Genomic DNA, 19902 nt, shown 5'->3' with positions numbered 1-19902 from the left:
CGCTACGTCGCCCGCGAAGTCTTCCCGATCATCACAGAAGCACTCTCACCTGCGCGTACTCCGTCCGCTGCGGCTTGACAAGCATAGGGGCGTCATCCCGCTCCATCTCCAGCTCGGCGCGTTCCTTGGCCCATTCGGTCCGCTGCCTGCGCAGTCTGGCGAGTTCCTCCCGCTCCGACTCGGCCAGCTCACCACCGTTGGTGTCCTGCTCGCGGGCCAGCCGGTCCATCTGCACCCAGTTGGCCAGCGTGCCCGCGTTGATGCCCAGGTCCTTGGCGACCTGCGCGATCGGCTTTCCTGTCTCCCGCACGATGCGCACCGCACCCGCCCGGAAATCCGGATCGAACCTGCGTCTGGTCTCTCCCACGACCCAACCTTCTCCTTAGGTCAGGTCTCCACGCTAGAAGGGGAAGGCCACTGACGTCCCTGAGTCAATTACCAAGTCCGCTGACATCTCTCGTGTTGTACGGACACCTGCAAGCGTTCGGAAGAAGCCAGACAACTTATGAGAGGCAGGGCTGGCGCCAGCCAGCAGCATGTCAATACTATATTGACATGCCTAAGCGTGCATATCCGATCATGGACAAAACCGCAGGTCAGGAAGCCATTGCGCGGATCTGGGAGCGTCGAAAAACAACCACTTCTCCGAGTGATCTAGGTCTGGAAGACTGTGAGACCGATCCACTGGCTCTCCTTCGGCTTATCATCACAAGTGACCGGGGAGTCCCTGAGTGGATCGTTATGGAAGACGTTGTGGATGGACTATGGGTCTTGAGCTACGTTCGTCAGCACCTACCGCATGTACCTGCGGTGCTGGATCGGTTTGAGTACGAATTGGTCGAATTGGGTGGGCGGATGAAGATGCCCCAGATACGAATGGCTGCTCCTTTGGGGCTCCGTAGTCGGCAGGCAGTCGCAAACCTAATTGGGCGCCACCGAGCCGCCAAGCTTGGACTTCCACGAAGTGAGAGGGCCGAGCGGAATCATCGCCTGCGTGCGGCAGCACGAAGCACTACCAACCAAGACGAAGCAGCGTGGCTTGACCGTCATGCGCTTCCCCTCTGGGAGGCCGCTGCTCAGCTCGCGCAACTTCGGAGAACGTGTGACCATCTCATCGACGATGACCTAGCCGAGGATCTCATGCATCTCCGCTCAGTTGTGCGGGAAATGACATGGCCGCTTACTCCAACTCAGTTCCCCACCCTCCGCGAAATCGGCTGGTGGGTCCGTAGCATCCTCGAAGATCTCGAAGCGGACAGTTATGCGGCGTTCCGTGCTGAAGCTGGCGATCTCCTCCCTGTGCTCGCTGATCTCTCGTCGCGGCATTATGCGGTTCTCAATCGTGGCTAGCCCTGGAACCGGAACGATCACCGGGTCAGGTAACAGATTCAGGCTACGAGTGTAAGGAGTCGCCACCTCCGCGGATGTTTTCGTGCGGCGGATGCGAACACGTTCGCGCGTTGAGCGTTTCGCACATCGAGGTGACGGCGTCGGTGTTGTGCCGCCATATTCAGCTACGTGACGTATGAGCTGGCCCTTGCGGGATCCTGTTTCTGCAGATTAACCGGTAGGTGCCTGTACCAGCGGGTCCTGTGCCGATATGTCGCATGGGATCACTCGCATGCGGGCCTTGACCATAACGCCCAGGCCCATGTCGCAGCGGGCCTCGGTCCAGTCCACGGGCCTATTCGGCCAACACCGCGCCCACGAGCGGACGATCGAGCCGCAGTCGGGGAAGAGCCCGACACGTCAGTACGGCGGCGGGTCTCTTGTTCAGCCGTTCCTGCGGATTGGCGGCGTCCAGGTGCTCGATGCGGCCCGGGCTACGTCTCCAAAGCATCGATCACCCAGGTGTGTTGCGTATGAACGGCCTCCGCGGTGAAACCCAATGGCTTAGGAAGGCCAGCCAGCCGGCGCCGTCGGCGGAGGTCACCTCTAGACCGAGGATTTCCCGTCGGCCGCCTGCGTTGACGGCATTGGCGACCAACACATAGACGTTGATGATCCGGCCGCCTTCGCGGACCTTCTGGGCCACGGCGTCCAGCGTGCGGGTGCGAAACGCCTCCAGCTGCGCGCCGAGCACCTTGGTCGGGACCAGTGATCGCTGATCTCCATGTGGAGAGAACGGTCAGGCGTTCGATCGTGGTGCACAACCGACGCGTCATTGGACACCGGTGGACGTGCTGGCGAAGTTGATCGCCGAGATGGGGCCGCTATGGATGCCCAACGGCAGCCTGAGCTGCGGGCCAGACCCAATTGACGTCGGAGCGGGGCAGGAGACCCATCACAAGCTGGTCTTCGTTAATCGGATTCTGGCCGCGCTGGTCCGTATGTCATGGCGCCACTCGTCATGTGCTGGGTTCGGTGGCGCGTGCAATGGCGGTCCAAGACCATGCTCATCGATGTCGGGCCGGTCGAGGTCAGCGTGCTACAGGATCAAGGCGGCAGCTTCGAGCAGAAGACCGCGCGCAAGCGGCAGCGGCGACTGGCGGGCGTGGATCAGAGGGGATTTTGCTGGCGGCCACGGGGCTGCCACCGGGGAGATCTCCGCGGACCTGGCGGAGATGTATGGCGTCGAGGTCTCCAGGCAGACCATCTCCGCTACCACCGACAAGGTGCGGGAGACGATGGCCCAATAGCAGAACCGGTCGCTGGATCCGGTCCCCGGAATCTCCATCGGCGTGATCCATGTGAATGCGAGAGGGCAAAGGGAGCCAACCGGTCCCTCTACACGGCGATGGCAGCCGCCGCCGATGGCGAGCGTGACATCCTTGGCTCGTGGGGTCGGCGACGGTGGTGAGTGGGCGAAGTTCTGGCTGCGTGCTGACTAGTGGCTCGGCTCGGTAGATTGACCAGGCAATTGCCGTGCGGATGGTTGGCCATCAGGCTGTCTCCAAGAACTGATCTTGGAGGTGGTCGTGGGACGGCGTCCGTCGGTGTCCGGCCGGTGAGCATGGAGGAGGGCCGGCGGCTGCAGCGGATCGGCCGGAGTTCGAAGGACCCGGTCCGGTTACGGCGCGCGATCGTGGTGCTGATGTCAGCCCAGGGCCGGTCGGTCCACGACATTACCTCGTTGCTCCAGGTCTGTGAGGACTACGTGTGCGATGTCATCCACGCTTCAACGAGCGGGGGTTCGCTGCCCTCGACCCAAAATGGAGCGGGGGACGCCCGAAGACGATCGATGACCAGGTGCGCGAGCGCCTCCGCGCTGACTGGGGCATCACCGCGTTCTCCACCTGGAGCCTGGCCAAACCCACTGAGCACCTGATCCAGCGGAACGTCGTGTCGGCTCTCAGCCGGGAGACGCTGCCCGGATTCTGCGCCAGGGCAAAATCTCCTGGCAGACCACCACGACGTGGAAGGCTTCCACCGACCCGTATTTCATAGCCAAGATGCACCGGGTTCTGGAACTGTACGACGCTCCACCCGCCGACGGCCGGGTGGTCTGCGTCGACGAGTTCGGCCCGCTCAACCTCCAGCCCCGCAAAGGCAAGGCCTGGCGCCCTCTGCGCTCCCCGCGCCGACTACGGGCCACCTACCACCCTACGACGGCGTGATGCACATGCTCGCCGCCCTCGACCTGGCGACCGGCAAGATCTACTACCGGATCCGCCAGCGAAAGCGGTGGCACGAGTTCCCCAGCTTACTCAAGGCCCTGCGCAGCCGCTGGCCAGGCGAGAAGCTCTATCTCGTGCTGGACAACTTCTCCCCGCACAAGCACCCGAACGTCCGGGCCTGGGCGGCGGCGAACGAAATCGAGCTGGTCTTCCTGCCCACCTACGGTCCATGTCTGAATTGGATCGAGTCCGAGTTCGCGGCCCTGCGGTACTTCGCGCTCAACGGCACCGACTACCGCAGCCACGGCGAGCAGAACGCGGCCATCGCCGCCTACATCCGCTGGCGCAACGCACGCGCCGCACCGAAGACCGGCTTCGCCCTCGAGTCACCCATCCGCACCTGGACCGATTACCCGGCGAAGGCGGTTTGAGAAATCCTCCGCCGGGCCCTCAGGGAGGGCCGGCCACCTCTCCATGGCCTGGACGATCTCAGCCAGCTGGACTTGGAAGTTCACTATCGCGACCTCGCCCCGTCCGTACGCCTGCCACAGGCTAACGAGCCGGTCCTCCCACCCTCCGAGCTCGATCAGCTTGTCCGCAAAAGTGAACCCGTCCAGCGATGGCTTACCGGCCTCAAGCACCCAGCGAGTGCCAGCCGCACTTGCCGTGACGCCGCGGCCGGCCAACTCGACCACGGTGAACGGCACCTTGGCATCCGCCGCGATCGCGAGGAACAAACCCAATGACACCGAGTTCCGCACGGCCAGACCGCGCCCGGAGGTATCCGACTCGCTCACTCACCATCACTCCCGCTCAAGCCCAACCCGAAGCGATCTTACCGAGTTCCCCGGGCAACGATCTGGGACGAGTCACTAGAACGTGGCGTTGGTGATGTGCTGATGGTGGTCTGCGACGGGCTCAAGGGGCTGCCGCAGGCCATCGAACAGGTCTGGCCCAGACTGTCGTTCGGACATGCGTGGCGCATCGGCTGCGTGCCTCGTTCCGGTATGCCGCTGGCCAGCGCTGGGACGGCATCATCAAGGTGCTCACGTCGATCTACACCGTCCCGACCGAAGCGGCCGCGCTTGAGCGGTTCTACGCGTTCGCGGAAACCTCGGGGGGCAGGCATCCGTCGATCGTGAAATTGTGGGAGGAGGAGGTCTGGATCGAGTTGGTCCCGTTTCTTCAACTTTGACACCGAGATCCGCCAGGTGATCCGCTCGGCCCACGCTATCGAACCGTGAACGCTATGATCCGGCAGGCGGTCAAGGCTCGCGGGCACTTCCCCCACGAGCAGGCCGCACTCACGTGTGTCTATATAACGAGCATGAGCCCAATGCTGGCCGGCAAGGGCCGCAAGTGCTGGATCACCCGCTTGAAAGCCGCGCTGAACGCCTTGGCCGTCACCTTCAACGCGCCTGATCTCCACCACCCGATAAACTAACCACGATCAAGGGGCATCGTTACCAAACAGGCCCGCTGGTGATCTGCAGCTCCTTCAGCGGCTCTTCTAGCCTGCGAGGGGTCAACAAGCGAGTTAGGGAGTCGTCGCAGACGATTCTAAATCTGAGGTTGTTGGCACTTGTGCCTAAACAATGAAGTCGTACGCATGAATCGGTCCGTCAGTCGACGACAGGGGGCTCGAGAAGCGTCTCTGTACCTTTGGCGAACCAGATGGTACAGGCACCGGCATGTCGCTGGTTGGTGCCTGTACCATCCATCTAGGATCTTGACGGATGGAGATCCTAGAGGATTCCACCGTCAATAAATTCTGTTAACGCCGTCAGTGCTCCGTATGACCGGCAGTCATACCTGCCAGCTCGGACGCGAACTGGAGAAGTGCGTTACCCGCTTGTTCGCACCCGACACGGATCTCCTCTGCCGCATCGGGAGACTCCGCCGCCAGAACCCGCAGGGACTGAAGGTCAAAGGCGCGCAGAGCCTCACGCATCTCCAGGATGGCGTTGGGATGGCCAACGTCCTTCCTGCTGAGCGTCTTACCGCCGCCTGCGGGCGCGAGATATCCTCTCGCACGCGCGATACGCTCAAGCGCGGCTGCTGTCGGCTTGCCGGATCTGGTCGCCTCGACCCATACTTCGACGACCGCTTCTCCGCCATGAGCGTCGTACACCGATGCGAGTACACGCGTCTGGCCTTCTTTTACTTCTCGATCGGCGTAGGGCGCGACGAGTTCAACGATCGGGAGTGCGGCGATCAGTTGATGTGCTCGCTGCCGAGTCATGTCCCAGCGATGGCTGACGTAGGCATCAAACGAGGGGTAGCCCGTGTGCTCATACAGCTTGTGGTCACGGATTGCTTTAAGCGCTTGCCCGACGCCAAGCAGCCATTGATGAGTGACATTGGCTATGTGCTGCTCGCATTCAGCCAAGGTGGGAATCCTGGCGTCGTCAACAAATTTGTTGACGGATGCCGCCTCGGCCACGGCTACCGCATCGCTCGGCTGCGTCGCCTTGGCGGAGGTTATGACCTCTTCGGCGACAGCTCTTGGCTCGACATCGACCGTCTTTGATCGAGTGATCACTGAAGCTGGCTGATCGCCAGCCGCGACTGGTTCTGGAGCTGCGACAATACGTGGTTCGCGTGTCGGGCGACCGCGTACCGGTTTAGCCATTACTTCACCCCTGCCGCAGCGCTTGTTGTGAGTCCCACACGTTCGCTGAGCTGTCTCGCCAGTTCGGCGAATCGCTCCGCCATAGCCTGTCCATCGCGACCCAGGGCACGCAGGGGTCGTGGCGGATCTGCGTCGGCCGCGTCCTTCATGGCGACCCGCTCAGGGAGCATCGGAGTCCATAGGTGCTCACCGAAAGCTTCAGGGATCGACTCTTCGGTCTGGAACTTGTGAGCTCCCGTTCGAGTATCCACGCGGTTGACGATGTAGCCAACAACTTCGAGTTGCGAATTAGCGAGCTTGTTGCGGTTGCTCTTGATGAAATCTCGCAACGCGATGGCGCCTTCGATGCCATCCAGTTCGGGATCCATCACGCACAGTGCCGCATCGCTAGCGGCCAGAGCATTCTGAGTGAGATGACCCAGATTTGGCGGACAGTCGATCAGCACGACATCGAACTCATCGTCAGCGCCGTCAAGCGCGACATCGAGACGATGCACCGCGCCGAGTTGTCCCGCCTCGAGAGTAGCTCGATTCTCCAGATCGGTGCGGGACGGCAGCAATACGATGTGCTCGTTGTAAGGGGCAGGCCAGCCGATCTCTGTAAAGGCGTCAGAGGCGCAGCCTGCTAGATCAGCGTTAGGGCGCTCAGCGAGTGCCTTAAGAACATCAGACACGGTAGCCAGATGAGAATCAGGCTTGACGGCGAGACGACGGCCAGCGTTAGCCTGTGGATCGAGATCGATGACGAGGACAGTGAAGCCAGCCTCAGCTAGGGCTGCGGCGAGATTCACGGTTGTGCTCGTTTTGCCCGTTCCGCCTTTGTTGTTAGCGATAGCGATCCTCTTCGATCGCCGCTGGGTCGTAGTCAATGAAAGCCTCCTGAGAAGGATGCGCTCCGAGAGAGCATGTCACATCCTAGAGCGAAGGAACCGTCAAAGACCCCTGCCTTCTCCTGGCCGTCTCGGTGTCTCGTTGTCACCCCTGAAGGGATCGACGGCCCTCGCTGCGGGCAATTCAGCAGATCAGCCAGCGCGTCGCACCCGTGGGGCACGGCGGGCGACGCCGAAGTGCGCCTGGGTCACCAGGTCCTGATCAGTCATGGCGCAGTTGTGTCACTGTCGTCGGTGTGCTGACGGACCGCAAGGCCCCTTTCCGCCGCAGCTGCCTGCTCCCGGTCACTGCTGGGGTGGGCGCGAGGGTCCGGGGTGCTGAGTAGAACTCCGCGCGGGAAACTCCGAGCGAGAAAGACCAGGGGCAGGCTTCCAGCGGTTTCCGTCGCGTTGACCACGACGCCGCAATGGCACGAACATAAGCGGAGGCTTCCCAGCGTTAAGGCGATGCCGCATCCGCCGTCCGCCGAGGTCCCCTATCGCCCGGGCATACCCAGAATGGTTGCGTCTCTCGATTGTGTTAGCCGCGATCCACGAGGTTGGACACCTCTTCGAACTCGACGACATTGTCGATATCGGTGCCCATAGAGATGTTCGTAATGCGCTCAAGGATGACCTCGACCACTACTGGCACCCGGTGCTCTGTCATCAGCTTGACCGCTTGACTGAGTGCCGCTTCGAGCATGTTCGGGTCGTGGACTCTGATCGCCTTGCAGCCGAGCCCTTCAGCGACCTTGACGTGATCGACACCATAGCCGCCCAGGTCCGGAGTGTTGACATTCTCGAAGGCGAGCTGGACTCCGTAGTCCATATCGAAGAGTCGTTGAGCTTGTCGGATCAAGCCGAGGTAGGAGTTGTTGACGACGATCTGAACGTAGGGAAGGCTGAACTGCGCTCCCACTGCTAGCTCTTCGATAAGGAACTGGAAGTCGTAGTCTCCGGAAATACCGACCACAGTGCTGTCGGGATCGGCGGCGACCACGCCGAGCGCGGCCGGTATTGTCCATCCCAGCGGACCGGCCTGACCGCAATTGATCCATGATCGCGGCCTGTAGACATGAAGGAATTGGGCAGCGGCGATTTGGGACAGTCCAATTGCGCTGACATAGCGAACGTCGCGGGTGAACGTGCGGTTCATCTCCTGATACACGCGTTGAGGCTTGATCGGAATGTTGTCGAAATCCGCGCGACGGTGCATCGTCCGCGTCCGCTCCTGGCACTCAGTGACCCATGGGGTGTAGTCAGGGAGCGTTCCGGCGGTGTGGCATTCGCGGGCGGCTTCGATCAGCTGGCCGAGCGCGGCCTTAGCGTCGGAGACAACGCCGTAGTCGGGCGGAAATATGCGGCCGATCTGAGTGGGTTCGATATCGATGTGGACGAAGGTTCGCCCCTTGCGGTATGACTCCAGCCCTCCGGTATGGCGATTCGCCCATCGATTGCCGATGCCAAGGACGAAATCCGACGCTAGCAGGCTGGCGTTGCCGTACCGGTGCGAGGTTTGCAGGCCCGCCATGCCGGCCATGAGCCGATGATCGTCCGGGATGCTGCCCCAGCCCATGAGAGTGGGGATGACTGGAACGTTGACGAGTTCGGCAAAGGTCACCAGGAGGTCGGCGGCGTCGGCATTGATGATGCCACCGCCTGCGACGATCAGTGGCCTTTCTGCTGCGGCTAGCATCTGCAGAATCTTGTGGGCTTGGGCCCGGGTAGCAGCTGGCTTGTAGACCGGCAGGGGCTCGTAGGTCTCGGGATCGAACTCGATTTCCTGCATCTGCACGTCGAAGGGCAGGTCGATGAGGACCGGGCCGGGCCTGCCCGACCTCATGAGATGGAAAGCCTGCTGGAAAGCGCCAGGCACCTGCGCTGGTTCGAGGACGGTCATCGCCATCTTCGTGACCGGCGCGGAGATGGAGCTGATGTCGATCGCCTGGAAGTCCTCTTTGTGCAGGCGCGACACTGGCGCCTGGCCAGTGATGCACAGAATCGGGATGGAGTCGGCCCAGGCCGAGTACAGTCCCGTGATCATGTCGGTGCCACCTGGACCGCTGGTCCCGACGCAAAGGCCGATGTTGCCCGCTCGCGCGCGGGTGTAACCCTCGGCCATATGAGCGGCGCCCTCGACATGTCGAGCGAGGATGTGCCGGATTCCTCCGTCGGCTCGCATCGCGGAGTAGAAAGGGTTGATGGCCGCCCCAGGAACGCCGAAGGCATGGGTGATCCCTTCCCGTCGCAGGATGGCCACTGCGGCGTCCACCGCTCTCATCTTTGGCATCTGTTCACACCTTCGCTGATTGCAGGTCACGTCCGGACAGCCGCTCCACCAGGAGCAGCAAGGCGGTGTGGTCGAGCTGGCCGTGCCCAGAGGCCCTCAGTGAGGCAATCAGCTGGGCGACATGCGAGCCGAGAGGAATAATTACCCCCGCGTCTCTAGCGGCCGAGGTGAGAATGCCCATGTCCTTGTGGTGAAGGTCGATGCGGAATCCTGGTGTGAAGTCGCGTTGAAGCATCGAGGTCACCTTGCGGTCGAGAATGGCGTTGCCCGCTAGTCCACCCGCCAGGACTTTGACGGCGGCGGTGGTATCCACGCCGTAGGCCTCGAGGAACACAATCGCCTCCGCCACCAGCTGGATCGTGCCAGCCACAATCAGCTGGTTGGCCGCTTTGACCGTCTGGCCGGCGCCGTGCGGGCCGACGTGCACGATGGTGCTGCCGACGTGCTGCAGGATCTGTTGCGCTTCACTGACGTCGTCCGGCTGGCCGCCCACCATGATGGACAGTAGAGCCTCTATAGCGCCGACCTCACCGCCGCTGACCGGGGCGTCTACGGCACGTAGTCCCAGGTCGGTGGCCCTTCGAGCGAGCTGCTGAGCGATATCGGGCCGGATGGAGGAGCAGTCGATGTGCAGTGTTCCCGCTCTGGCATTGGCGTAGATGCCTTCTTCTCCAAGAGCGACGGCCTGGACGTCTGGGCTGTCCGGGAGCATGGTGATGACCACATCGGCGTCGGTGACGGCCTGTGCAATGCTGCCCGCGCTTCGTCCGCCGAGATTTTGCAGGCTGGCGAGCGCGGAATGATTGGTGTCATAGCCGATAACGTCGTAGCCGGCCTTAACGAGATTGGCGGCCATAGGTCCACCCATGATGCCCAGGCCGATGAAGGCGAGGACGGTCATTGCTTCGCTCCTTGGGATGTCTTCGATATGGGGTCGGCACCGCGATGGTTGCGGGGCAGCCAGGACAGGGACTGTTCGGTGGTCGTCGCGGGCTGGTACTCCAAGGCGGCCCAGCCCCGGTATCCGGCCGCCTCCAGCGCGTTCAAATGCTTGTCGAAGTTGATGCGGCCGGTGCCGGGCTCGTTCCGTCCCGGCCAGTCGGCAATCTGCAGGTGGCCTATGCGGTCGGCGTACCTGCTGATGACGGCGTCGAGGTCGTCGCCGTTGGCGGTCAGATGGTAGAGGTCGGCGAGCATTCGGAGATTGCCAGCAGTTGTCAGCCGAGTGACGCGATCCAGGACATCGATCACATCGGCAGCGGTCCGCAGGGGGTAGCGCGCGACTCCGCTGAGCGGCTCTACTACTACGGTCGCTCCGATGCTGGCCATGGCCTCAGCCACGGTCGCGAGGTTGTCCGCTGCGAGGTCATCCTGTTCCTGTGCGCTGGCGTTGTCGAGTCTGTTGCCGTAGAGCGCGTTGAAACAGGAAACCCCTAGCTGGGAGCCGATTGAGATGGCGACCTGGACGCTGTCGAGGAACTCGGTTCGTCGGGCCGGCCATGACAGGAGCCCACGGTCACCACCCGGCATGTCTCCGGCTGCCAGGTTCAGTCCGATCAATTCCACGTCGGCGTCCTGGACGGCTGTCACGAAACGGTCGACATCCGCCTCGCGCGGCACCGCCGTGTCGAACGGCCACCATGATTCGATAGCGTGGAATCCTGCCGCCCGAGCCGCGGCGGGCCGTTTCAGGAGCGGTACCTCGGTGAACAGCAGCGAGCAGTTGGCCGCATAAGGGAAGGGATGTTTCATCGGTCCTACATGCATTGACTGATCCCCACTGTTAGGCCGACTCGGCGTCGAGTTGAGGTTCGTGTGCGGATTCAGGTGCTCCGCTCCACCGTTTGGACCCCAGCCAGCAGGCGAGCGCGATCAGGACCAAAACGCCCTCGGCGACCAGGTACTTCACCTCCTGCATCGCCAGTGCGAGCCCCGTGAAGGCGATGACGACCAGAGGAGGCAGCGGCCACAGCGGCATCCGGTACGGCCGCGTTTCCCTCGCCTGGCTGATTCGGCTCATCAGAGCGGCCAGCCCGATGCAGAAGTAGACAGCGGCGATTACCGCGCCTGCGAAGATGATGAGAAAGTCGAGGGCAGAGGTGAAGACCAGCACCGCTGCTGGCACTGCCAGGATCAGAATGCCAGCGGCCGGGGAATGGAAGCGGTTGAGCCGGGAAAGGGAACGATTCACCGTCTTGGGCCAGAGTTGATCCCGTCCGGTGGTGTAGGCCACCCGGCCGAAGTACATCAACAGCGACAGCATCGCGTTGAAGAGGGCGATCACCGCTCCGACATCGACGATCACGCGAGCATTGCTGCCTAGTGATTGTTCAACCGAGTAGACGACCGGTGCTGGCGCCGTGAAGAAGGCTTTCAGATCAGGTGCTGCCACCACTGCGGCGACGAGTGGAATCACGATCAGGACGCAGGCCATGATCGCAGAGATGATCACCGCTCGAGGGAGGGCCCTTTCTCCTCCTTTGATTTCCTCAGCGAAGCCAAGCGCCGCGTCGTAGCCGTTGATGACATTGAAGGCGGGCGCAAGCGTGGCGAGCATGACGACGGCGCCTACGGACACCAGTTGCCCGTCGGACAGCATGGTGGGATTGAACGTGATGTCGGCCAGGGACTGACGAGGGTGAGACAGCGCCGCAGCGGTGATGATGGCCAGGACGATCAGTTCAACTACCACCATGATCGCGGTGGCCCACGCCCCCACTTCGACCTTGGTCAACGCGATCGCAACCGCCAGAGCCAGGAGGACAACGGCGATCACGGGAGCAGGCGCCGTCAGAGCGGGAAAGAGATCCTTGAGGAATCCCACGATGCCGAGCGCGATGCTGGCGGGGATCACGATCCCTTGAATGAGGTAGTTGAAGGTGGTAGCCCATGAGAATGGAGCTGGCAGAACCTGCCTGACCAGCGAGTACATGCCGCCCGCGATGGGGTACATGGAGGCCAGTTCGGCCAGGCAGAGCGCGATCAGGACGACGATGACGGCGAGGATTAGGTTCGCTCCGATGGCGAAGGTCCCACCGACCAGGAACACCCCCGCGGTCAGGAAGAGGACGGCCATGGTGGGGGAGACATCGGCCATCGCCAGGCCGACGACCTCCCACATCTTGAGGCGTCGAGCGAGTTGCTGTTGGTATCCCAGCTGTTCTAGCCGCGACGGCGGTTTCCCGCCATTGGTCGGGTCGTACATGGCATGGATTCCTTCGGTTGTGTCAGGATCAGGTGCCTGCGTCGGTACCGATGCTTCCGATGGCAAAGCAGCCGGTGCGGCCACCGTCCAAGACGAGATGCGTGCCGGTGATGTAGCTGGCACGGTCCGAGAGCAGGAAGACGACTCCCTCAGCGATCTCCGCAGGATCGGCGATCCTGCCTACCGCGACGCTGGCCTCGTTGTCCGCCAATTCCGCTTGCGGGTCGGCTGCCCCCTCGAACTCCCGCAGGAACATGGGAGTGAGGGTAGTCCCGGGGCAAACCGCGTTGACGCGAAGCCCCCAGGAGGCCAGTTCGGCGGCGGCGCTGCGGGTCATGGCGAGGATTCCGCCTTTGGTCGCGGTATAGGCGACGTAACCGGCTTGCCCCATCAGTGCCAGCTCGGAGGCGGTGTTGACGACGGCTCCTCTGCGACGTGTCTTCATTACGCGTGCCGCTTCGCGCAGCACGTAGAAACTGCCAGACAGGTTGGTGGCAAGTTGGCGGTGCCACAGCTCATCTGATGTGTCGGTCAGGGCCGCGACCGCAGAGATGCCGGCGTTATTGTGGACGGCGTCGATCGGTCCCAGTTCAACTTCAATGCGCTGGAACGCCTCGCGTACCGCCGCCGAGTCGCTGACGTCAGCTGTTACCGTCAGTGTCTTGCCGTGATGGACGGCACAGGCGGCTTCTGCCGCCGCGAAGTCGTCGCCGGGCAATGACACCAACGCGACGGATGCGCCATGGCGGGCGAGTGCCTGGGCAGTGGCCAGGCCGATTCCGGAGGCGGCGCCTGTCACTACGGCCACGCGTCCGTGCATATCGTTCATCTCATTGCCTCGTCGTTCTCCTCGATCGACACGCGAAGCGGGTCAGAAAATCCGGTCTCAGCAGGTCGTACGGCAATATTGGAGTCGGAGTGCACCCGGTCCGCCACGTCGGCCGCGGTCAGGATCGATACGTCACCGCAATCCAGGGCGTAGCTGATGAGCTCGCGTAGCGCCTGCACCCGTGACGGCCGGCCGGACAGGAAGGGATGGTTACACAGCATGAACAGGCAGCCGTAGCGCCGCATGGCTTGCAATTCAAGGGTCCACACCTCCAGAGCTTTGCGCGGCGACTCGACCACGTGCCCGATCGGGGGATCTGGAAGGAACGCGTACTGGGGAAAGTCATCAAGCAGCCAGTGCGGCGGGAGCTCCGCGATCCGACCCTTTGATGTGTTGATCAGATACGGCCGGTCGTCATCCATGAGGCTCGATTGGTAACGGAAGCCGTACTCGGCCAGCATCGTCGAGGTGTGGGCGCTCGGTGAGGACAACGGACTGCGATGGCCGACGGGGCGTACTCCCCGCGCCTCGAGTGCCGCCAGGCCCAGCTCGAGGTCGCGCCGTTCCTCTTCGGGTGACATGAGCACCAAGCGCTGATGAGCATAGGAGTGGTGGGCGATCTCGTGGCCGGCGGCGGCGATGCTCTCGACGACGTCCGGCCACGTGTCAGCGCTACGCCCGGGTACGAAGAAAGTTGCCTTGAGGCAGAAGTCAGCCAGCAGATCCAGGATACGAGGCACGCCCACGCGAGGCCCATACGCCTGATGGCTCAGGGCCCCGACGTGAGTGGCGTAGTGGGCGCTCTCGGCAAGCACGCACGACTCGGCGTCCACGTCGAAGCTCAGCACCATGACGGCCGAGGCATCGCCCAGCCAACTGCTGTCAGGCGTATCGGTTGACATCGTGGATCACCTCTTTTGATCGACGAGCCAGTCGATGGTGGCGCGCAGCCCAGCTTCCAGCGGCCACTGAGGCTGGTATCCCAGGCAGCGCTCGGCCGCAGATATGTCGAACGGGCCTTGCCGGTCCCATTGCGGCAGGTGCCCCTCACCGAGGTGGATCTGAGCGGCCGGGATGAGTGCTTGGAGGGTATTCGCCGCCTGGGCGAGCGTCACCTGAGATCCGCCCGAAATGTTGTAGACGTGCTGCCGCGGGGCGGTAGCAATGGAAGCCAGATAGGCTGCCCGCGCGACGTCTTGGACGTAGACGAACTGGAACGGGTGGTCGCGCCCATAGTCGAGCTTGAAGACGACGCCGTCAACCGCTGCGCGGAGCATGTCGCCGAGTACGCTTGGCATCCACAGCCCGGGTCCGTACACCTCAGTGACGCGTAGCGACACGATGTCCATGCCGTACAGATCGTTGTAGACCTTGCCGAGCATCTCGCCGGTCACCTTGGTGACGCCGTAGGGTGTGGTCGGAGAGCACGCGGTGGCTTCGGTGACGGTCTCGAACTCGTTCAGGCTGCCGTAGGCGCATTCTGAGGAGAAGTTCACGACTCGCCTGACGTTGGTCATTCGGGCAGCCTCGTAGACGCCTTGAGTGCCCTCTACGTTGGCGGCGAACGTGGTGAGCGGCAGGTCGATGGAGACCTCTGGATGGCTCATTCCCGCGGTGTGGATGATTCGGTCGACGGTGTGCTCGAACAGAGCGCGAGTAAGACGCGGGATGTCGAACAGCTCCCCCTGGATGGCGGTGACTCCGGGACGGTTATCGATGGAGAAGTCCCGGTTGTAGCTGACGACCTCCTCTCCGTGTTCCACCAGGAGATCGACGATGTGCCTGCCGACGAAGCCGCGTCCGCCAGTCACTAGAGTGCTCATGGTCCACCCTCCTCCTTCACCATTGCGGATAGATGTCTTCGTTGACCTGGACAGGTTCTTGCTTGCGGCGTTCCACCGCCTCGTCGGCCAGCACGGCCGCGCACAGTTGCTCGCCAGTGCGGAACTCCACGTCTCCTCGCGCGAGCACGGTTTCAATGAGCCTGCGCAGATTGCGCGCCCGGCCGGGTCGTCCGGACAGGAACGAGTGACTCGTCAGCTGGAAGAGCCCGCCCCACTCCCTCATCCCGTCCAGTTCCGCCGTCCATACGGCCAATGCCTTCTCGGGCGGCTCGATGGCATATCCGAGATGCGGCTCCGGCAAGAAGGCGTACTGCTCCCAGTCGTCGAGAGCCCAGTGCACGGGAAGCTCTACCAGCGGTCCTCTCGCGGTCTCGATGACGTAGGGCATGTCATCGTCCATCAAGCTGGTGTCGTAGGTGAGAGCGAACTCCCGAGCTAGGTCAGCGGAGCGCCAGGTGGCCGCCCACATGGGTGAGCGGTAGCCGGACGGCTCGATCCCGAGGCGGTTGAGGGCGTGCATGCCGCGCTCAAACTCCCAACGCTCCTCCGTATGCGTTAGGCCGGTGGAAGGCCGATGAGTGTAGCTGTGGTGAGCGATCTCATGCCCGCGCTCGGCGATCTGGGTGATCGCTTCTGGCCACCATTCAGCGACGAGGCCGGGCACGAAGAACGTTGCTTTGATGGAGAACTCGTCCAAGATCCCCAAGAGCCGCGGCAGGCCTCGACGTATGTCGTAAGCCTGGTGCGACATGGCCATGGCATGGTCGGCGTAGCGCCGTCCTGCTGCCAGGACCGGGGTCTCGACGTCGACCGCAAAGGTCAATAGGGCGATGGCTGCGGCTTCCCCTCGCCATCCCAGTCCCTCACCACGGGAGTCAGTCATCTAGCTTGCGCTCCTCACCTGTGTGCTTTCCATCACTGTGCGACCGTGACGCGAATCACAACAACGGACACGGTGTCAGAGGACTGAGCCGATTCATGTGACACTGTGCTTATGGGAGTGTCTCTTCGAGAGGTTCTGGACCATCCGCTGGTGGTTGCGGGCGAGCCAGAGCTGCTGAGCGGTGAAGACAGGCTCGACCGGCCCGTGCGTTGGGTGCACACGGCTGATCTATACGACATCGCGCCTCTGCTCAGAGGGGACGAGGTCTTGCTCACCAACGGTGTTGGTCTACTGGGAGTCGACGAGGATGCTCGTCGAATCTATGTTCGCAAACTCGCCCAGCGTGGGATCACTGCCTTGTTGTTCGAGATCGGGCGCCCCTTTCCGGAACTCCCACCAGATATGGCTGATGAAGCCCGTAATCTGGACTTCCCGCTAGTGGTCCTGCAACCCGTTCTACGCTTTACTGAAGTCGCCGAAGCGATCAATAGTATGATCATTGACCACTCGGTTACCCGGCTGCGGCATGCAGACGAAATTTCCCGGACTCTCTCCGAGACGCTGGCACGCGGCGGAACGGTGGCCGAGATCGTCGATCGCATTCAGGAAATCGCAGAAACCTGGGTCACGCTGCATGACGGATACAACAGGCTGACCAGTGCTGCTGGTCGAGTACCTGACCAAGTAGATCAGGCTGCTGCGGCCAGCACCCCCATTGTGATTGATGGTATGACGTGGGGCCATCTCACTATCGGTGCAGGCGTGCCTACCTTGCTACTCGACGCTCTGCTGGAGCGGGCTCCAGCGGTTTTGGCGCTAGGTCTAGTCCGCCATGAACATGACGCCGCAAGTTCTCTTCGGCTTCGAATGTTGCTGATTGAACAGCTTGCGGCAGGGCAACATGTCGAAGCACACGTACTGGAGGATCGACTAAGAGCCAGCGGCATACCCATATCCGCACCCCTATACATCTGCGTCGTGGCGGACCGCCTGAAGGTGGCCAACTCGCTCGCCTCCTTGGAGGGAGCTATTCGCAGGTGCGGGCAAGTGCTGGTCGGCACATTTGAAGGCATCTCATGCGCTCTCGTCGCCGGCAATCCCGACACCAATGCATCGCAACTGGCTTCATCCCTTCGCGCCGCCCTCGAACAAAGGCTGGCTGTCCGTGGAGAACCATGCGCAGCTGTGGGACCCGCTGCGTTCGACATCATGAGCCTTTCGAACAGCATGGCTCAAGCGCGGCTCACGCTGCACCTTGCCCAACAACTCCGCTTGAACCGCGCCGTCGTACTGGCTCAAGATCTAGCGGCCGAGCGGCTGCTTTACCGGCACGGTGAGCGCTCCGAGCTTCGGAGATTCGTCGACGAGCAACTGGGACCGCTCATCGCTGAAGATGCCCGGCGAGGCACACAATTGGTCACCACGTTGAACACCCTCCTCGAGTGCGGAGGATCAAAGGTGCTAGCAGCCCAAAAGCTCCATGTACGACGGCAATCGCTCTACTATCGCCTCGCTCAAATAAACGCACTGCTGCCAGCTGATCTGGAAGATCCGACTCACTGGCCAACACTTACCGTGGCTTTGAAAGCGCTAGTGGTCCTCGAAGGATTCACCGCCAACAGCAACCGCCATCCGGGGCGGCCCTGACGGTTCAATGCTGTCTCATGGGACAATCGGACTGTAAGAAGGAACGCTGCTGCCGCAGATGGGATTGTGACGGAAAGTACCATAAGGTCACGCTGGGTCGTGCTCAATATCGATAAGCTTGTGCATACGGAGCTCATCTCCAGTGACGTCACAGTCACCGCTCCGTTGAGGATCATTGTTCTTGATAAAGAAGCAGGAGGAGCCTTGGCAGAAGGGTTATCGACCAGATCGACTATCATCACTAGAGGTCCGTGAATATTGAGTTTGAGTCAATCTGGGCCAGCTCCATCCCGCGATCCCATCTCAATATCTGGCAAACTTGCTCGGCCAGCCGGGTCATCGTCGCCGACAGCCTGCTGGTTACGGTGGCCATATCCTGCCATCGCGCTGGACCAAGACGATGAAGCGGGTTGTGCGCTCTACCAACGTCGCCATCTGGGTCAGTTTTCGGCTCAGCAGCAGGTCCCCTGAGCTGATCAAGACCCATCCGCGCAAGTTGGCGGGCAAGCAGACCGACCTGTCGGACTATCCACCCGAAGGGTCACCTTTCACCTGTGCACCCCGCCCGGTGTCGCGGCGAAGCCAAGGAGATCGGCCCAACCCTGCCACCAGGTGGTCGAGACGCTGCTGGCGGCAACGACATGCTCGATCTACTGCACGCCGCTCATAGCGTGATCGGCTTGGCCGACAAGCACAACCCCGAGCGACTGGCGCTGGTCTCACCAAAGCACTGTCGGGCGGTGACCCCTCCTATCGGACGGCCAAGGGCTTCCTGGATGCCGGCACCGAGACTGTCCCGACGTCCGGGGGTTGCGGCGACGGCGCGGACGCGTTCCTGCACGGCCCGCCGCCGACACGAACACGGCGAAGCTGGCTTGCACGACCAACCCAGCCCAAACACCACCGCACACCGCACCGCGGCCCGCATCGAGGCCGCGGTCTACCGGCTGCGCACCATCCGCAAACTCGACCACCGTGCACCGCATCCTGACCCGCCACCACCTGGGCCGTCTAACCAGCCAGCTAACCCAAGGGTCCTCGACGACAACGGCGCCAAAAGGCAGAACATCCGTGTACGTCCATCGCGGCCTAATAAAATTATGAACTCACTCGAGGACGGAAAGTACTCAATGGGTTCAACCTATGTCAGGCAATCTAAGCCCACTTTGTCTTGGCGGAGCTGAGCGCGATTATTTCCGGTTAAGAGTTTAGCGAGCAGGCCCGGTTCCGTGCGGATATGAAGTCTGGCGCCCACTCCTGCCGGGCTTCATGATATGACCGGCTGGTGATCGGGCAAGCTTCCGAACAACACCAAGCAAGCTCGCGCGAGGGAACTCTCCGCGCGGATACTGGGCAATCTGTCCCTCTAGCCAGCCGATCGGATCCGCCATGCTGAAAGTTGCCACATTACCGGCGACATAGACAGTGCTCTTCGATGCCTTGACATGACGATCCTCAAGGATATGGATAAGAGCGGCACGCTGATTCTTTGTAACACGAACCCTAATCTTCAAGACCCACCCCTGCTTAACCAGGCTCTTCACGTCTATTGTGGTGCGAGCTTGAGGCCAGCAGCTTCAGATGGCAGAGACCTAGGCAAGTTGGCAAGAATTAGAGCCTTCCTGGCAGGTTCTGCTTGCATCGATTGCCACGGTAAGGCACCTGTCGGTGTCGCTGCGCTAAGTGGGCGTTTGATCCCGTAGGTTCCGTCTGGTTCGGTTTCAGGTGCCGCGCCAGGTCGGGGTGGATTCGCCGGTGAGACGGCGGGACATGAGGTCGATCATGGCCACGTGGATCATGGCTTCGGAGCGGGCGGGCAGGGCTTCGTAGTCGCGGACCAGGCGGCGGTGGAGCATCAGCCAGCCGAGGGTTCGTTCGGCCACCCAGCGGCGGGGAAGAGGTGTGAATCCCCTGGTGGCGGGGTCGCGGCGGACGACTTCAACGTCGATGCCGAGCCCGGCGGCGTGTTCGATGACGGTGGTGCGGTAGGCGCTGTCGGCCCAGGTCTTGGTGAGCGCGGGATGGTCTATGGCGACTTGGGTCATTGAGCCCTTTTCATCCTGAGTAGCGGCCCTCTTCGATGAGCTGCAGGACGAGGATGGCCTGCACGAGTGCGGTCGCTCGATGCGGGCAGCAGCGCAGC

General features: G+C 62.2%; 19 protein-coding genes and 3 pseudogenes. 6 read left to right on the top strand and 16 right to left on the bottom strand.

Annotated elements, in window-relative coordinates; all coding sequences use genetic code 11:
* Positions 1 to 31: 31 nt before the first annotated feature.
* Positions 32 to 367: a transposase gene (locus tag ABFX50_RS49030; protein ID WP_346157796.1), complete on the bottom strand. Its 336-nt coding sequence runs from the start codon at positions 365 to 367 to the stop codon at positions 32 to 34.
* Positions 368 to 555: 188 nt separating this feature from the next.
* Between ABFX50_RS49030 and ABFX50_RS49025 the strand changes: the two genes are divergently transcribed.
* Entirely contained in the window at positions 556 to 1350 is a 795-nt protein-coding gene (locus ABFX50_RS49025) for a hypothetical protein (protein WP_346157794.1), read from the top strand.
* Positions 1351 to 1894: 544 nt separating this feature from the next.
* On the opposite strand, the pseudogene ABFX50_RS49020 reads toward ABFX50_RS49025, so the two are convergent.
* Together ABFX50_RS49020 and ABFX50_RS49015 are read right to left on the bottom strand one after the other, a co-directional pair.
* A pseudogene (locus ABFX50_RS49020) lies at positions 1895 to 2086 on the bottom strand (transposase); the annotation flags it as partial.
* 342 nt (positions 2087 to 2428) lie between these two features.
* The gene (locus ABFX50_RS49015; protein ID WP_346157792.1) at positions 2429 to 2677 is read right to left on the bottom strand and encodes a hypothetical protein; all 249 of its coding nucleotides are present in this window, start codon (positions 2675 to 2677) and stop codon (positions 2429 to 2431) included.
* 422 nt (positions 2678 to 3099) lie between these two features.
* Here ABFX50_RS49015 and ABFX50_RS51680 point away from each other — a divergent pair, with 422 nt between their 5' ends.
* The 3 genes from ABFX50_RS51680 to ABFX50_RS49005 are packed head-to-tail and all read left to right on the top strand — an operon-like array spanning position 3100 to position 3988.
* Positions 3100 to 3387, top strand: a complete 288-nt coding sequence (locus ABFX50_RS51680) for a helix-turn-helix domain-containing protein (protein ID WP_379506870.1) — start codon at positions 3100 to 3102, stop codon at positions 3385 to 3387.
* 5 nt (positions 3388 to 3392) lie between these two features.
* Positions 3393 to 3557, top strand: a complete 165-nt coding sequence (locus ABFX50_RS49010; RefSeq protein WP_346157805.1) for a hypothetical protein — start codon at positions 3393 to 3395, stop codon at positions 3555 to 3557.
* Positions 3497 to 3988 (top strand): transposase, encoded by a 492-nt coding sequence (locus tag ABFX50_RS49005; RefSeq protein WP_346157802.1) that lies wholly within the window; start codon positions 3497 to 3499, stop codon positions 3986 to 3988. The genes ABFX50_RS49010 and ABFX50_RS49005 overlap by 61 nt, the downstream gene beginning before the upstream one ends.
* Here the strand turns inward: ABFX50_RS49005 and ABFX50_RS49000 are convergent.
* Positions 3944 to 4354, bottom strand: coding sequence for a hypothetical protein (locus tag ABFX50_RS49000; RefSeq protein ID WP_346157789.1), 411 nt, complete (start codon positions 4352 to 4354; stop codon positions 3944 to 3946). The genes ABFX50_RS49005 and ABFX50_RS49000 overlap by 45 nt on opposite strands.
* A gap of 69 nt (positions 4355 to 4423) precedes the next feature.
* Here ABFX50_RS49000 and ABFX50_RS51675 point away from each other — a divergent pair.
* A pseudogene (locus ABFX50_RS51675) lies at positions 4424 to 5001 on the top strand (transposase); the annotation flags it as partial.
* A gap of 339 nt (positions 5002 to 5340) precedes the next feature.
* On the opposite strand, the gene ABFX50_RS48990 reads toward ABFX50_RS51675, so the two are convergent.
* From ABFX50_RS48990 to ABFX50_RS48945, 10 genes are all read right to left on the bottom strand, one after another.
* Positions 5341 to 6099 (bottom strand): hypothetical protein, encoded by a 759-nt coding sequence (locus ABFX50_RS48990; RefSeq protein WP_346157787.1) that lies wholly within the window; start codon positions 6097 to 6099, stop codon positions 5341 to 5343.
* A gap of 89 nt (positions 6100 to 6188) precedes the next feature.
* Positions 6189 to 7058 (bottom strand): ParA family protein, encoded by an 870-nt coding sequence (locus tag ABFX50_RS48985; RefSeq protein ID WP_346157786.1) that lies wholly within the window; start codon positions 7056 to 7058, stop codon positions 6189 to 6191.
* A gap of 541 nt (positions 7059 to 7599) precedes the next feature.
* Complete coding sequence (gene gcl / locus ABFX50_RS48980; RefSeq protein WP_346157784.1) at positions 7600 to 9351, bottom strand: glyoxylate carboligase; 1752 nt, start codon at positions 9349 to 9351, stop codon at positions 7600 to 7602.
* 4 nt (positions 9352 to 9355) lie between these two features.
* Positions 9356 to 10252 (bottom strand): 2-hydroxy-3-oxopropionate reductase, encoded by an 897-nt coding sequence (locus tag ABFX50_RS48975; protein WP_346157782.1) that lies wholly within the window; start codon positions 10250 to 10252, stop codon positions 9356 to 9358.
* The gene (locus ABFX50_RS48970; protein WP_346157779.1) at positions 10249 to 11103 is read right to left on the bottom strand and encodes a hydroxypyruvate isomerase family protein; all 855 of its coding nucleotides are present in this window, start codon (positions 11101 to 11103) and stop codon (positions 10249 to 10251) included. Before ABFX50_RS48970 ends, ABFX50_RS48975 begins: the two co-directional genes overlap by 4 nt.
* A 31-nt stretch (positions 11104 to 11134) precedes the next feature.
* Positions 11135 to 12556, bottom strand: coding sequence for an APC family permease (locus ABFX50_RS48965; protein WP_346157777.1), 1422 nt, complete (start codon positions 12554 to 12556; stop codon positions 11135 to 11137).
* A gap of 28 nt (positions 12557 to 12584) precedes the next feature.
* Positions 12585 to 13385, bottom strand: coding sequence for an SDR family NAD(P)-dependent oxidoreductase (locus tag ABFX50_RS48960; protein ID WP_346157774.1), 801 nt, complete (start codon positions 13383 to 13385; stop codon positions 12585 to 12587).
* Positions 13382 to 14287, bottom strand: a complete 906-nt coding sequence (locus ABFX50_RS48955) for a polysaccharide deacetylase family protein (protein ID WP_346157772.1) — start codon at positions 14285 to 14287, stop codon at positions 13382 to 13384. The genes ABFX50_RS48960 and ABFX50_RS48955 overlap by 4 nt, the downstream gene beginning before the upstream one ends.
* A gap of 6 nt (positions 14288 to 14293) precedes the next feature.
* Positions 14294 to 15208, bottom strand: a complete 915-nt coding sequence (locus ABFX50_RS48950; RefSeq protein ID WP_346157769.1) for an NAD-dependent epimerase/dehydratase family protein — start codon at positions 15206 to 15208, stop codon at positions 14294 to 14296.
* A gap of 16 nt (positions 15209 to 15224) precedes the next feature.
* Positions 15225 to 16112 carry a polysaccharide deacetylase family protein gene (locus ABFX50_RS48945; protein WP_346157765.1) on the bottom strand — a complete coding sequence of 296 codons (888 nt, stop codon included), beginning with the start codon at positions 16110 to 16112 and terminating at the stop codon, positions 15225 to 15227.
* Positions 16113 to 16223: 111 nt separating this feature from the next.
* Here ABFX50_RS48945 and ABFX50_RS48940 point away from each other — a divergent pair, with 111 nt between their 5' ends.
* Complete coding sequence (locus ABFX50_RS48940) at positions 16224 to 17759, top strand: PucR family transcriptional regulator (RefSeq protein ID WP_346157762.1); 1536 nt, start codon at positions 16224 to 16226, stop codon at positions 17757 to 17759.
* 1721 nt (positions 17760 to 19480) lie between these two features.
* Here ABFX50_RS48940 and ABFX50_RS48935 read toward each other — a convergent pair.
* Together ABFX50_RS48935 and ABFX50_RS48930 are read right to left on the bottom strand one after the other, a co-directional pair.
* Entirely contained in the window at positions 19481 to 19804 is a 324-nt protein-coding gene (locus tag ABFX50_RS48935) for a hypothetical protein (protein WP_379506873.1), read from the bottom strand.
* Between the two features lie 10 nt (positions 19805 to 19814).
* Positions 19815 to 19902 (bottom strand): annotated as a pseudogene (locus ABFX50_RS48930) (IS5/IS1182 family transposase); the annotation flags it as partial.

Source organism: Nonomuraea recticatena (assembly GCF_039533245.1).
In the GTDB taxonomy this organism is placed as follows: Bacteria; Actinomycetota; Actinomycetes; order Streptosporangiales; family Streptosporangiaceae; genus Nonomuraea; species Nonomuraea roseola.
The sequence above is the reverse complement of the archived record's forward strand: the minus strand, read 5'-3'. Positions and strand labels throughout refer to the sequence as shown.

What these genes read in the sequence shown, in the direction of transcription:
- gcl (WP_346157784.1), bottom strand. Translation starts at nt 9,351, where the DNA reads ATGCCAAAGATGAGAGCGGTGGACGCCGCAGTGGCCATCCTGCGACGG.
- ABFX50_RS48975 (WP_346157782.1), bottom strand. Translation starts at nt 10,252, where the DNA reads ATGACCGTCCTCGCCTTCATCGGCCTGGGCATCATGGGTGGACCTATG.
- ABFX50_RS49010 (WP_346157805.1), top strand. Translation starts at nt 3,393, where the DNA reads ATGCACCGGGTTCTGGAACTGTACGACGCTCCACCCGCCGACGGCCGG.
- ABFX50_RS48955 (WP_346157772.1), bottom strand. Translation starts at nt 14,287, where the DNA reads ATGTCAACCGATACGCCTGACAGCAGTTGGCTGGGCGATGCCTCGGCC.
- ABFX50_RS49015 (WP_346157792.1), bottom strand. Translation starts at nt 2,677, where the DNA reads ATGGAGATTCCGGGGACCGGATCCAGCGACCGGTTCTGCTATTGGGCC.
- ABFX50_RS48960 (WP_346157774.1), bottom strand. Translation starts at nt 13,385, where the DNA reads ATGAACGATATGCACGGACGCGTGGCCGTAGTGACAGGCGCCGCCTCC.
- ABFX50_RS48965 (WP_346157777.1), bottom strand. Translation starts at nt 12,556, where the DNA reads ATGTACGACCCGACCAATGGCGGGAAACCGCCGTCGCGGCTAGAACAG.
- ABFX50_RS48940 (WP_346157762.1), top strand. Translation starts at nt 16,224, where the DNA reads ATGGGAGTGTCTCTTCGAGAGGTTCTGGACCATCCGCTGGTGGTTGCG.
- ABFX50_RS48945 (WP_346157765.1), bottom strand. Translation starts at nt 16,112, where the DNA reads ATGACTGACTCCCGTGGTGAGGGACTGGGATGGCGAGGGGAAGCCGCA.
- ABFX50_RS48970 (WP_346157779.1), bottom strand. Translation starts at nt 11,103, where the DNA reads ATGAAACATCCCTTCCCTTATGCGGCCAACTGCTCGCTGCTGTTCACC.
- ABFX50_RS48950 (WP_346157769.1), bottom strand. Translation starts at nt 15,208, where the DNA reads ATGAGCACTCTAGTGACTGGCGGACGCGGCTTCGTCGGCAGGCACATC.
- ABFX50_RS49025 (WP_346157794.1), top strand. Translation starts at nt 556, where the DNA reads ATGCCTAAGCGTGCATATCCGATCATGGACAAAACCGCAGGTCAGGAA.
- ABFX50_RS48935 (WP_379506873.1), bottom strand. Translation starts at nt 19,804, where the DNA reads ATGACCCAAGTCGCCATAGACCATCCCGCGCTCACCAAGACCTGGGCC.